Origin of the sequence: Radiobacillus deserti (genome assembly GCF_007301515.1) — a bacterium.
Classification (GTDB): domain Bacteria; phylum Bacillota; class Bacilli; order Bacillales; family Amphibacillaceae; genus Radiobacillus; species Radiobacillus deserti.
In genome coordinates, this window is record NZ_CP041666.1 from 2,338,779 (window position 1) to 2,352,055 (window position 13,277).

Consider the following 13,277-nt stretch of genomic DNA (forward strand, 5'->3'; position numbering starts at 1 on the left):
TCCTCCCGTATATCTTGCTGTTCATCTTATTATCCATAATCCCCTTCAATAGAAAGAACATGCATGGTTCCAAGGAGAATATTAAGAGATATTTTGTATAAGTGTTTGATAAGTGTTTTCATCACATATGACGAACAATTTGGCATCAGCTGGTATTTCTTTATCGAGGGATCGATTGATGCTTAAGTCATCCCTGTCTGCAACGAGAGTAGCCCCAGAATCTAATAAAGCATTAAACGCATCCTTATACGTTTTCCATTCCGGATTCGTCGGCACGTGAAACAGATCCTCCCCTACGGAACGCCGTAATAACTGCCCGAACAGACGTGACATCCCTTCGTGAAATGCAGAACGGACAAACAAGGAAGAAATAGTTTCATTCGAAATAATAAATTCATTTACTTTAACATGAACAAAGTTTTTAATGTGTGCTTCTTCCATCACTTCAACAACAGTATGTACATGTGGAGCATAGGCTTCTATTGCAGAAGCAATGAGCAAGGTTCTACCATCATTTAACTGCCCGTCCGTGATTTGATCGTTCGCAAAAATCAAGACTGCTTTAGCTTCCTTTATATTTGCTTTCTCTAGCACTTCCGTTTCGGAAGCATGACCATGCAAAAAGTGTATATGCTCCTTTAAAAGAGGTGCTTTCTCTAGTGTATCAATGATTAATATATCCGCATCTGGCATCGTTCTAACAATTTCATCTATAGCAAATTTAGCTTTTTGAGACCAGCCTATAATAATATAATGATCTTTTTCTTTAAACACGATGTTTCCTTCCTCCCTTTTGATTCGAAAGCTTGATAAGCTATCTACTACTTTCCCAATGACAATTCCTATTATCCCGATACCGAACACATATAAAAATAAAGCAATCATTCTTCCTGCGAAAGAGACCGGATAATAATCTCCGTAACCAACGGTTGTAACGGTTGTCATCACCCACCAAAATGCGTCAAAAAACGTGGGGAATGATTCTTTTTCTACAGCAACAACGAGATAGGAAGCCAATACAATCATGAGCAGACTTCCAAGGAATAGGAAAGTATTTTGTATTTTCACCACTTTTCGTAATATTCTTCTAAAAATAATCATTTTTCGACCCCCTTAAATTTTCTTTAATTTCTTGAATTGTCCGTAAATTTTTTTCATACATCTAGCATTCCATCATAAAAATAGTGTAAAATTAGAATAACTTCTAGATTCAGTGGCACCACAGGTATATGAAATGTATATTAAGGAGTGGTTTTTTGAATCAATCAACAACCCGTATGCTTACTCGTGTTAAGGCTGAATACCTTTATATTAGAGAAAAAGGGACAGTCTCCACTACAGAATTGGCAGAGGAATTTGGGATTACAGATCGAACTGTGCAGCGAGATTTAAACGTGTTAGAGCATAACGGTCTAGTTACAAGTCCGAATCGGGGACGATGGAAAATCACTGAAAAACGAGTTAAAATTTCTTAAATAAAATTAAATGAAAGGCTGACGGATGGTCAGCCTATTTTTTTGTTTCTTGAACTTATATATGTTGTTCCTTTAGACGAGTTAGCTCGTCCTCGGTAAGCTCTCGATATGTTCCAATAGGAAGTTCTTCGTCTAATTGAAGACTTCCCATTGTTAGCCTCTTTAAGTACACTACTCTTTTGTTTACAGACTGAAACATTCGTTTAACTTGATGAAATTTCCCTTCTGTAATTGTTAGCTCTATTTCAGAGATTTCTCCACTTTTTAGAATCGTTAGTTCTCCTGGTTTCGTTACATAACCGTCATCTAACATAACCCCGGTTGCAAAAGCTGAAATATCCGAATCGGTAACCACACCTTCCACACGAGCAAAGTATGTCTTTCCTACGTGTTTTTTCGGCGACAATAGCTGGTGGGCCAACTTGCCATCATTCGTCAGAAGAAGTAAGCCTTCCGTATCCTTATCCAACCTTCCTACAGGAAAAGGCTCAAAGATTGCATCCTCTGGCTCTAATAAATCGATTACGGTCTGATCACGATTATCCTCCGTTGCTGAGACACAGCCTGGTGGTTTATGCATCATAAGATAGACAAACTCTTTGTACTCAATCTCTTCCCCTGCAACCTTTATTTCATCGTGATTTGGGTCTACTTGGTCTTGACCATTTTTTACTACTTCGCCGTTACGGGTAACAATCCCTTTTTTCAGAAGGGATTTTACTTCTTTTCGGCTTCCAAACCCCATATTCGATAATAACTTGTCGATTCTCATAGAATGCTCCTTTATCTTCTTCTAAATATACGGTCAAATATCCGAACTCGGTTTCCTAAAGTCCGTTCAAATAACGTTGATTCATAACTGAACCATAAATATACTAAAGCCCCCACTGGAATTGCCACCATTAACGTAACAATAGCCGCAAAACGACTATCTTCATAGGATATCCAGAAACCTAATATCCACTTCGTAATGAGAACCGCCATTGTCATTAAAATTGTAAAGATAGCCATTAACGAAGATCGCTTCGTGAATTCTCGCATTGGAAAACCAATCGTTTGTTTAATTCTCCAGAAGTTTAAAATAATAGCTGTCAGAACAGCAAGAGATGTTCCAACTACTGCTCCTTTTGCCCCTAGTGCATACATAAGAGGCACATTCAAACAGATTTTAAGTAGTAAACCTGCACCAAGACTTGTAACTGCAAATCTTTGTTGATTGATACCTTGTAAAATAGACGACGTAACGGTAAAGAAAGCAAACAATAATGCAACAGGTGCATACCAAGCAAGTAATGGTCCATTAATATTAATATTTTCGATACCGTAAAATGCCCCATAAACTTCATATGATAGCAGAGACATACCGACGGAAGCAGGTAAAACAAGTAGCATGACGATTTGTAAGGATTGATTAATCTGACGGAATGCTAGGGGCATATTCCGCTCAGTAACCGATTTAGTGATTGCTGGTAGAATGGCTAAGGAAAGCCCTGTCGCAATTGTAACCGGAATGATAACAAGCTTATGACCGTACACACTGATGTTGGAGAAAGCAATCGCGGATATTTCCCCTTGGCCAATGGCACTCATCGTTCTTTCAAAGGTTATCGCATCAATCTGTTGGTAAAGTGGTGTAGCTAATCCTACTAATACGAATGGCCCTGCATATCGGAACAACTCTTTGTATAAGTCCCTCAATGGGATTTGATGCGTTTTGCGTTGACTTGCAACTTGGCGATCCAAATACTGTTTTCGTTTCTTCCAGTATAGACCTAGAACAATATATGAAGCCACTGCTCCAACAAAAGCAGCGAATGCGGCATATCCTACTGCTGTTGTCACACTTCCACTGAATACATGAATAATTAGGAAAGCGGCACTTAACAGGAATACGATACGAACAATTTGCTCTACAACCTGTGACAAAGCAGTTGGCCCCATGGATTCATACCCTTGGAAAAATCCACGAATAATGCTCATGCTTGGAATAATAAGTAAAGCAAAACTAATCATTTTTAATACCATTTCTACATCTTCTGCAATAATTCCAGATGGATCATTTGACGGAACATAGATTTTTGCTAGCAATCCAGAACTAAAATATAAAATAAGGAATGCTATGATACCCGTTATGATCATGAGACTCATGCCAGCTTTGAACATTCTTCGCCCGGTATAGTAATCCCCCATGGCGTTATATTTAGATACAAATTTTGACACAGCCAGTGGTACACCAATAGTAGACATACTTATTAAAATATTATAAGGACCATAGGCATAGCCATATAGAGCTCCACCTGTAGCTCCTACTAATTCATTAAATGGTATAGTATAAATCATTCCAAGGAACTTTGATAAAAAAGTAGCTGCCGTAAGCAGCATCGTACCTCGTAATATATTTGAAGTTGACATTTTTTCACCTGCAATTATTGGATAATCGAACGAATCTATTTTATCATAAAGTGTAGACTTAGACAGAACTACTGCATGTTTATTTGAATACGAATTCGTGACAGGAAAGGAAGTACATACATGAATGTTCAAGTTGTAGTTATAGGTGGAGGGCCCTCAGGCTTAATGGCTGCCATTGCAGCTGCTGAGAATGGCGCTAAAACCTTACTCATAGATAAAGGGGATAAACTAGGAAAGAAGCTAGCGATTTCAGGAGGTGGTAGATGTAATGTAACGAACCGACTTCCTCAAGATGAAGTAATAAAGCATATTCCTGGAAACGGAAGATTTTTATATAGTGCCTTTTCCGTATTTAATAATTACGATATTATCGAGTTTTTCGAAGGATTAGGAGTGGCATTAAAAGAAGAAGACCATGGGCGAATGTTTCCCGTTAGCAACTCTGCAAAAACAGTTGTTAATGCCTTGTTAAACCGTCTAGACGAACTCCACGTTACAATACGAACGAATAGTCCCGTAGAGGCCATACAATATGGGGATAACCATCATACCGTGATTTTAAAATCTAAGGAAAAAATTCAAACAAATGCTGTGGTTTTAGCAGTAGGTGGTAAAGCAGTTCCACATACAGGAAGCACAGGTGACGGTTATGCTTGGGCGAAAAACGCAGGGCATACAATTACAGATTTATATCCTACCGAAGTACCATTAACATCGAACGAACCATTTATAAAGCAAAAAACCTTACAAGGTATTTCCTTAAGGGATTCTGATGTTTCTGTACTGAATGAAAAAGGAAAATCAATTATTTCACATAAGATGGATATGATTTTCACCCATTTTGGGATTTCTGGACCTGCAGTCTTACGCTGCTCCCAATTTGTAGTCAAGGAATTACGAAAAGGACACAAAAGCGTTACGATAAAGATTGATGCAATACCCGATTATTTCGAGGACAAATTATTAGAAGAATATATTCAATTAATCGAACAAAATCCAAAGAAGTCTTTTAAAAACTTGGTTAAAGGCGTTGTGCCAGAACGCTATTTAGATTTCCTATTAGAGCGAAGTGAAATTCGTCTAGAAGAAAAAGCTGCCAATATTTCCCGGGAAAAAATTCGAAATTTTATATCAGATTTAAAAGGATTCACTTTTACCGTAAATGGATCTCTTCCAATGGATAAAGCATTTGTAACTGGTGGCGGTGTTTCGACGAAAGAAATTGTACCGAATACGATGCAATCTAAAATAATGCACGGCCTATATTTTTGTGGGGAAATTCTTGATATTCACGGCTACACTGGTGGGTACAACATAACTTCCGCGATGGTTACAGGTAGAATTGCAGGAATGAATGCCGCTTGGGAAGCTCTAGCATAGTAATAGTGTACGGATTTAAGTAGCCCTCACGAGAGGGCTTTTTGTTTAAAACACTGTAAAACAAAAAACTTCTAAGCAAAAATGCTTAGAAGTTTTCATTTGCCTAGCGACGTCCTACTCTCGCAGGGGCAATGCCCCAACTACCATGGGCGCTGAAGAGCTTAACTTCTGTGTTCGGCATGGGAACAGGTGTGACCTCTTCGCTCTTGCCACTAGACCTTTAATGTAGAGTTGAGTTTGTACCCTAAAAACTAGATAAGAGTTAGACAATCAAACGAGCTAGAGCCACGGCCAGCTCGAGTGTCCACGGGACACTTCCGCTTTTGATCTTTAGTTAAGTCCTCGATCGATTAGTATTCGTCAGCTACACATGTCACCATGCTTCCACCTCGAACCTATCAACCTCATCGTCTCTGAGGGATCTTACTCATTTAAAATGATGGGAAGTCTCATCTTGAGGGGGGCTTCATGCTTAGATGCTTTCAGCACTTATCCCTTCCACACGTAGCTACCCAGCTATGCTCCTGGCGGAACAACTGGTGCACCAGCGGTGTGTCCATCCGGTCCTCTCGTACTAAGGACAGCTCCTCTCAAACTTCCAACGCCCCACGACGGATAGGGACCGAACTGTCTCACGACGTTCTGAACCAGCTCGCGTACCGCTTTAATGGCGAACAGCCCAACCCTTGGGACCGACTACAGCCCCAGATGCGATGAGCCGACATCGAGGTGCCAAACCTCCCGTCGATGTGGACTCTTGTGGGGGAGATAAGCCTGTTATCCCCGGGGTAGCTTTTATCCGTTGAGCGATGGCCCTTCCATGCGGAACCACCGGATCACTAAGCCCGACTTTCGTCCCTGCTCGACTTGTAGGTCTCGCAGTCAAGCTCCCTTCTGCCTTTACACTCTTCGAATGATTTCCAACCATTCTGAGGGAACCTTTGGGCGCCTCCGTTACTCTTTGGGAGGCGACCCCAGTCAAACTGCCCACCTGACACTGTCTCCGAACCGGATCACGGTCCTGGGTTAGAAGGTCCGTACAGCCAGGGTGGTATCCCACCAGCGCCTCCACCGAAGCTAGCGCTCCGGTTTCTCAGGCTCCCACCTATCCTGTACAAGCTGTACCAACATTCAATATCAGGCTACAGTAAAGCTCCACGGGGTCTTTCCGTCCTGTCGCGGGTAATGCGCATCTTCACGCATAGTATAATTTCACCGGGTCTCTCGTTGAGACAGTGCCCAAGTCGTTGCACCTTTCGTGCGGGTCGGAACTTACCCGACAAGGAATTTCGCTACCTTAGGACCGTTATAGTTACGGCCGCCGTTTACTGGGGCTTCGGTTCAACGCTTCGCCGAAGCTAACGCATCCCCTTAACCTTCCAGCACCGGGCAGGTGTCAGCCCCTATACTTCGCCTTTCGGCTTCGCAGAGACCTGTGTTTTTGCTAAACAGTCGCTTGGGCCTTTTCACTGCGGCTTCTCATGCAAGAAGCACCCCTTCTCCCGAAGTTACGGGGTCATTTTGCCGAGTTCCTTAACGAGAGTTCTCCCGATCACCTTAGGATTCTCTCCTCGCCTACCTGTGTCGGTTTGCGGTACAGGCACCTCTTTCCTCACTAGAGGCTTTTCTTGGCAGTGTGAAATCAGGAACTTCGGTACTATATTTCCCTCCCCATCACAGCTTGTGATTGCCAGACGGATTTGCCTATCTGACTCACTCACTGCTTGGACGCGCTCATCCAGCGGCGCGCTTTCCCTATCCTACTGCGTCCCCCGTCGTTCAAACGGAAAGGAGGTGGTACAGGAATATCAACCTGTTGTCCATCGCCTACGCCTTTCGGCCTCGGCTTAGGTCCTGACTAACCCTGAGCGGACGAGCCTTCCTCAGGAAACCTTAGGCATTCGGTGAAGAAGATTCTCACTTCTTTTTCGCTACTCATACCGGCATTCTCACTTCTAAGCGCTCCACCAGTCCTTACGGTCTGACTTCGCTGCACTTAGAACGCTCTCCTACCATTGTTCGTAAGAACAATCCACAGCTTCGGTGATACGTTTAGCCCCGGTACATTTTCGGCGCAGAGTCACTCGACCAGTGAGCTATTACGCACTCTTTAAATGGTGGCTGCTTCTAAGCCAACATCCTGGTTGTCTAAGCAACTCCACATCCTTTTCCACTTAACGTATACTTGGGGACCTTAGCTGGTGGTCTGGGCTGTTTCCCTTTCGACTATGAACCTTATCACCCATAGTCTGACTCCCAAGATAAAGTAGCTGGCATTCGGAGTTTGACTGAATTCGGTAACCCGATGAGGGCCCCTAGTCCAATCAGTGCTCTACCTCCAGTACTCATTTCTTGAGGCTAGCCCTAAAGCTATTTCGGAGAGAACCAGCTATCTCCGTGTTCGATTGGCATTTCACCCCTACCCACACCTCATCCCCGCACTTTTCAACGTGCGTGGGTTCGGGCCTCCAGTCAGTGTTACCTGACCTTCACCCTGGACATGGGTAGATCACACGGTTTCGGGTCTACGACCCCTTACTACAACGCCCTATTCAGACTCGCTTTCGCTGCGGCTCCGTCTATACGACTTAACCTTGCAAGAGATCGTAACTCGCCGGTCCATTCTACAAAAGGTACGCCGTCACCCGTTAATGGGCTCCGACTACTTGTAGGCACACGGTTTCAGGTTCTCTTTCACTCCCCTCCCGGGGTGCTTTTCACCTTTCCCTCACGGTACTGGTTCACTATCGGTCACTAGGGAGTATTTAGCCTTGGGAGATGGTCCTCCCGGATTCCGACGGAATTTCACGTGTTCCGCCGTACTCAGGATCCACTCTGGAGGAAACAGTCTTTCGATTACAGGGCTCTTACCTTCTTCGGCTGATCGTTCCAGATCGATTCGTCTACACTATTTCTTTGTAACTCCGTATAGAGTGTCCTACAACCCCAGAAAGCAAGCTTTCTGGTTTGGGCTGTTTCCGTTTCGCTCGCCGCTACTCAGGAAATCGCATTTGCTTTCTCTTCCTCTGGGTACTAAGATGTTTCAGTTCCCCAGGTCTGCCTCCTATATCCTATGGATTCAGATATAGGTACTACTCCATTACGAGCAGTGGGTTTCCCCATTCGGAAATTCCCGGATCAACGCCTACGTACGGCTCCCCGAGACATATCGGTGTTCGTCCCGTCCTTCTTCGGCTCCTAGTGCCAAGGCATCCACCGTGCGCCCTTCTTCACTTAACTAATAGTCTGTGAAAAGACGTGGTCTTTACTAAAATTGATGTCTTGTTTAGTCTAGTTCCGGCTCCTAACAGCTAGCGTATAGGCAATCTCTCTACAAGTCTTCTACGAAGACTCTACGCGAGCTTTCCTATCCGTACGCTGCTGAGCAGTCGCCTTCACTTCCTAATACTCTTATCTAGTTTTCAAGGTACAACTTCCACATGACGTGGTGACTTCTGTGTTGTCACAGGACGTGACGGTTTTAACAGAAGTTCATTGAAGGGTTTTAATCCCTCAAAACTGAACCAAACAACCAAGTATGTCTCTGACCAGCTCCGAAGAGCTGGCTTCCGTTATCTTTCCTTAGAAAGGAGGTGATCCAGCCGCACCTTCCGATACGGCTACCTTGTTACGACTTCACCCCAATCATTGGCCCCACCTTCGGCGGCTGGCTCCTAAAAGGTTACCTCACCGACTTCGGGTGTTGCCAACTCTCGTGGTGTGACGGGCGGTGTGTACAAGGCCCGGGAACGTATTCACCGCGGCATGCTGATCCGCGATTACTAGCGATTCCGGCTTCATGTAGGCGAGTTGCAGCCTACAATCCGAACTGAGAATGGTTTTATGGGATTTGCTTCACCTCGCGGCTTCGCTGCCCTTTGTACCATCCATTGTAGCACGTGTGTAGCCCAGGTCATAAGGGGCATGATGATTTGACGTCATCCCCACCTTCCTCCGGTTTGTCACCGGCAGTCACCTTAGAGTGCCCAACTAAATGCTGGCAACTAAGATCAAGGGTTGCGCTCGTTGCGGGACTTAACCCAACATCTCACGACACGAGCTGACGACAACCATGCACCACCTGTCACTCTGTCCCCGAAGGGAACGCCCTATCTCTAGGGTTGTCAGAGGATGTCAAGACCTGGTAAGGTTCTTCGCGTTGCTTCGAATTAAACCACATGCTCCACCGCTTGTGCGGGCCCCCGTCAATTCTTTTGAGTTTCAGCCTTGCGGCCGTACTCCCCAGGCGGAGTGCTTAATGCGTTAACTTCAGCACTAAGGGGCGGAAACCCCCTAACACCTAGCACTCATCGTTTACGGCGTGGACTACCAGGGTATCTAATCCTGTTCGCTCCCCACGCTTTCGCGCCTCAGCGTCAGTTACAGACCAGAGAGTCGCCTTCGCCACTGGTGTTCCTCCACATCTCTACGCATTTCACCGCTACACGTGGAATTCCACTCTCCTCTTCTGCACTCAAGTTCCCCAGTTTCCAATGACCCTCCACGGTTAAGCCGTGGGCTTTCACATCAGACTTAAGAAACCGCCTGCGCGCGCTTTACGCCCAATAATTCCGGACAACGCTTGCCCCCTACGTATTACCGCGGCTGCTGGCACGTAGTTAGCCGGGGCTTTCTCGTTAGGTACCGTCAAGGTACAAGCAGTTACTCTTGTACGTGTTCTTCCCTAACAACAGAACTTTACGATCCGAAAACCTTCATCGTTCACGCGGCGTTGCTCCGTCAGACTTTCGTCCATTGCGGAAGATTCCCTACTGCTGCCTCCCGTAGGAGTCTGGGCCGTGTCTCAGTCCCAGTGTGGCCGATCACCCTCTCAGGTCGGCTACGCATCGTTGCCTTGGTAGGCCGTTACCCTACCAACTAGCTAATGCGCCGCGGGTCCATCTATAAGGGACAGCAAAAGCCGCCTTTCAACTTTCTCCCATGCAGGAAAAAGTGTTATCCGGTATTAGCCCCGGTTTCCCGGAGTTATCCCAGTCTCATAGGCAGGTTACCCACGTGTTACTCACCCGTCCGCCGCTCGTTCCACTATCGTCACCCCGAAGGGGTCAGATAGCTTCCCGCGCTCGACTTGCATGTATTAGGCACGCCGCCAGCGTTCGTCCTGAGCCAAGATCAAACTCTCCAATAGAGTTTTGAGTTCTTTACTCAATAATAAAGCTAGCTAAAATCTTACTTAACATACTGGTTGTTTTGTTCAGTTTTCAAGGATCAAATAAATGATTAATCTGTCATAGGAGCGACAGTAAATTAATAATATCATCTGCCACGAAAAATGTCAATTTCCAATTAGTGGAGATAACGATTTTTCGATAAGTATTATTTCTTGCGACAGCAAAATTTATATTACACTCCTCAGGACCAAATGTCAACAACTTTTTTACGATTTATTATGCTCCTCTTCTGAAACCTATCCACTAATGATTAATGACAAAATAAAAGGAATGCGATTCCTTTCATCGCATTCCTTAATCTATTCAATTAATTGGCTACAATATTTACAAGCTTACCTGGGACAGCTATTATCTTGCGAACTGTTTTGCCATCCAGCCAATCCTGAACAGATTCATTTTCAAGTGCTTGCTTCTCTAGCTCTTCTTTCGATGCGTCCTTTGGCACCATAACCTTCGCTCGAACTTTACCCATTACTTGAATAACAATCTCCACTTCGTCTTCTACAAGTTTAGCTTCATCGTAAGCTGGCCACGAAGCATAAGAAATAGATTCGCTATAGCCAAGTATTTGCCAAAGCTCTTCCGCTATATGTGGAGCAACAGGTGAAAGTAATTTTACAAAGCCTTCTGCGTACTCACGTGAAATCGCATCTGCTTTGTAGGCATCATTAATGAATACCATCATTTGAGAAATACCTGTATTAAATCGAAGATCCTCAAAGTTCTCTGTTACCTTTTTAACAGTCTCGTGGTACACCTTCTCTAAGGAATCATTTCCCTGCTGTTCCACTACCTTATCCGTAAGCTTCCCTTCGTCTGTTACGAATAGTCTCCAAACACGATCTAGAAATCTTCGTGCTCCGTCCAGACCATTCGTTGACCAAGCTACAGCAGCATCTAGTGGCCCCATAAACATTTCATACAACCTTAACGTATCAGCACCATGCGTATCTACAATCTCATCAGGATTCACTACATTTCCTTTTGATTTACTCATTTTTTCATTGTTTTCACCCAAGATCATCCCTTGGTTGAATAGTTTTTGAAATGGCTCTTTCGTTGGCACAACTCCGATATCATAAAGGAATTTATGCCAGAATCGTGCATATAACAAGTGAAGAACCGCATGCTCTGCTCCTCCGATATAAGTGTCTACCGGAAGCCATTTCTGCAATTTCTCAGGTTCCGCTAACTTCTCCGTGTTATTTGGATCAATAAAACGTAGGAAGTACCAGCAACTACCCGCCCACTGCGGCATTGTATTTGTTTCTCTGCGGCCTTTCATTCCTGTTTTCGGGTCGGTAACCTTCACCCAATCGTCGATATTTGCTAACGGCGACTCTCCTGTACCAGAAGGTTTAATTTCTGTCGTTTTCGGCAGAGTTAATGGAAGCTCTTCTTCTGGAACCGCTGAAGTTGTGCCATCCTCCCAGTGAATGATTGGAATCGGTTCTCCCCAATAACGCTGACGACTAAATAGCCAATCACGTAGACGGTAGGTGACTTTCTTTTCACCTTTCTGGTTATCCTCTAGCCACTGTATCGCTTTTCCAATTGCTTCTTCTTTACCAAGTCCGTTTAAGAAGTCTGAGTTAATATGAGGACCGTCTCCTACATAAGCTTCTTCCTCAACATTGCCACCTTCGACAACCGCTTTAATAGGGAGATTAAACTTTACAGCAAACTCATAGTCTCTTTCATCATGTGCTGGAACTGCCATGATTGCGCCAGAGCCGTACGTCATTAGGACATAATCCGCCACCCATATTGGTAGTTTCTCACCGTTAATTGGATTCACGGCATAAGCCCCTGTAAATACACCAGACTTTTCTTTAGCTAGATCGGTTCTTTCTAGGTCACTTTTTGCATTTACTTCCTTCACATATGCGTCGACTTTATTTTTTTGTTCTGCGGACACTATTTTTTTCACGAGTGGATGCTCTGGAGCTAAAACTGTGTAAGTTGCTCCGAACAATGTATCTGGTCTTGTCGTAAATACAGTGAAGGATTCGTCGGTTCCGTCTATTCCGAAATGAACTTCAGCTCCTTCTGATCGCCCAATCCAATTACGTTGCATATCTTTAATACTTTCCGGCCAATCTAGTTCCTCTAGATCTTCCAACAAACGATCAGCATAAGCTGTAATACGAAGCATCCATTGCTTCATTGGTCTGCGTTCCACAGGATGACCACCACGTTCACTCTTCCCGTCTATAACTTCTTCATTTGCCAACACGGTTCCAAGTGCAGGACACCAATTTACTGGGACTTCATCTACATATGCCAATCCTTTTTCATATAGCTTAAGGAAAATCCATTGTGTCCATTTATAATAATTCGGATCCGTCGTATTTATTTCACGATCCCAATCATATGAAAAACCTAACTCTTGGATTTGTCGTCTGAAAGTCTCAATGTTTTTCTTCGTGAATTCTGCAGGATCATTCCCAGTATCCAACGCGTATTGTTCTGCTGGCAACCCGAATGCATCCCATCCCATTGGATGTAGAACCTCGTATCCTTGCATTCTTTTCATTCTCGCCACAATATCTGTAGCCGTATAGCCTTCAGGGTGCCCTACGTGTAAACCAGCACCAGACGGATACGGGAACATATCTAAAATATAAAATTTTTCTTTGTTCGTCTCCGTATTCGTTTTAAATGTTTTATTATCCAACCAGTATTCGCGCCATTTCTTCTCAATATTATGATGGTTAAATGACATGGTTATAGCCTCCTTTTATAAATTCAACTGTTTCTAATGCTAGGATGTAAATGCTATGGGAAGACCTTTCCGTTTTAATCTATAAAAAAATCC

Annotated in this window: 6 protein-coding genes and 3 rRNA genes; 2 read left to right on the forward strand and 7 right to left on the reverse strand. The window is 44.1% G+C overall.

Features of this window, described 5'->3' with window-relative positions; all coding sequences use genetic code 11:
- Positions 1–81 precede the first annotated feature (81 nt).
- The gene (locus FN924_RS12390; RefSeq protein WP_143894944.1) at positions 82–1,101 is read right to left on the reverse strand and encodes an ion channel; all 1,020 of its coding nucleotides are present in this window, start codon (positions 1,099–1,101) and stop codon (positions 82–84) included.
- Positions 1,102–1,256: 155 nt separating this feature from the next.
- On the opposite strand from FN924_RS12390, the gene FN924_RS12395 reads away from it, so the two are divergent.
- Positions 1,257–1,475, forward strand: coding sequence for a DeoR family transcriptional regulator (locus FN924_RS12395; protein ID WP_143894946.1), 219 nt, complete (start codon positions 1,257–1,259; stop codon positions 1,473–1,475).
- 55 nt (positions 1,476–1,530) lie between these two features.
- Here FN924_RS12395 and FN924_RS12400 read toward each other — a convergent pair whose 3' ends face one another.
- Together FN924_RS12400 and FN924_RS12405 are read right to left on the reverse strand one after the other, a co-directional pair.
- Positions 1,531–2,247, reverse strand: coding sequence for a pseudouridine synthase (locus tag FN924_RS12400; protein ID WP_143894948.1), 717 nt, complete (start codon positions 2,245–2,247; stop codon positions 1,531–1,533).
- An 11-nt stretch (positions 2,248–2,258) separates the two neighbouring features.
- Positions 2,259–3,887 (reverse strand): putative polysaccharide biosynthesis protein, encoded by a 1,629-nt coding sequence (locus tag FN924_RS12405; RefSeq protein WP_143894950.1) that lies wholly within the window; start codon positions 3,885–3,887, stop codon positions 2,259–2,261.
- 120 nt (positions 3,888–4,007) lie between these two features.
- Here FN924_RS12405 and FN924_RS12410 point away from each other — a divergent pair, with 120 nt between their 5' ends.
- The gene (locus tag FN924_RS12410; RefSeq protein ID WP_143894952.1) at positions 4,008–5,267 is read left to right on the forward strand and encodes a BaiN/RdsA family NAD(P)/FAD-dependent oxidoreductase; all 1,260 of its coding nucleotides are present in this window, start codon (positions 4,008–4,010) and stop codon (positions 5,265–5,267) included.
- A 101-nt stretch (positions 5,268–5,368) separates the two neighbouring features.
- Here the strand turns inward: FN924_RS12410 and rrf are convergent.
- The 4 genes from rrf to leuS all read right to left on the reverse strand — a co-directional run bounded on the left by rrf (position 5,369) and on the right by leuS (position 13,184).
- Positions 5,369–5,484 (reverse strand): 5S ribosomal RNA (rrf, locus tag FN924_RS12415).
- A 113-nt stretch (positions 5,485–5,597) separates the two neighbouring features.
- Positions 5,598–8,507: ribosomal RNA gene (locus FN924_RS12420) — 23S ribosomal RNA — on the reverse strand.
- A 346-nt stretch (positions 8,508–8,853) separates the two neighbouring features.
- Positions 8,854–10,416 (reverse strand): 16S ribosomal RNA (locus FN924_RS12425).
- The 16S, 23S and 5S rRNA genes sit together here, the layout of an rRNA operon.
- 350 nt (positions 10,417–10,766) lie before the next feature.
- Positions 10,767–13,184 carry a leucine--tRNA ligase gene (leuS, locus tag FN924_RS12430; RefSeq protein ID WP_143894954.1) on the reverse strand — a complete coding sequence of 806 codons (2,418 nt, stop codon included), beginning with the start codon at positions 13,182–13,184 and terminating at the stop codon, positions 10,767–10,769.
- Positions 13,185–13,277 lie beyond the last annotated feature (93 nt).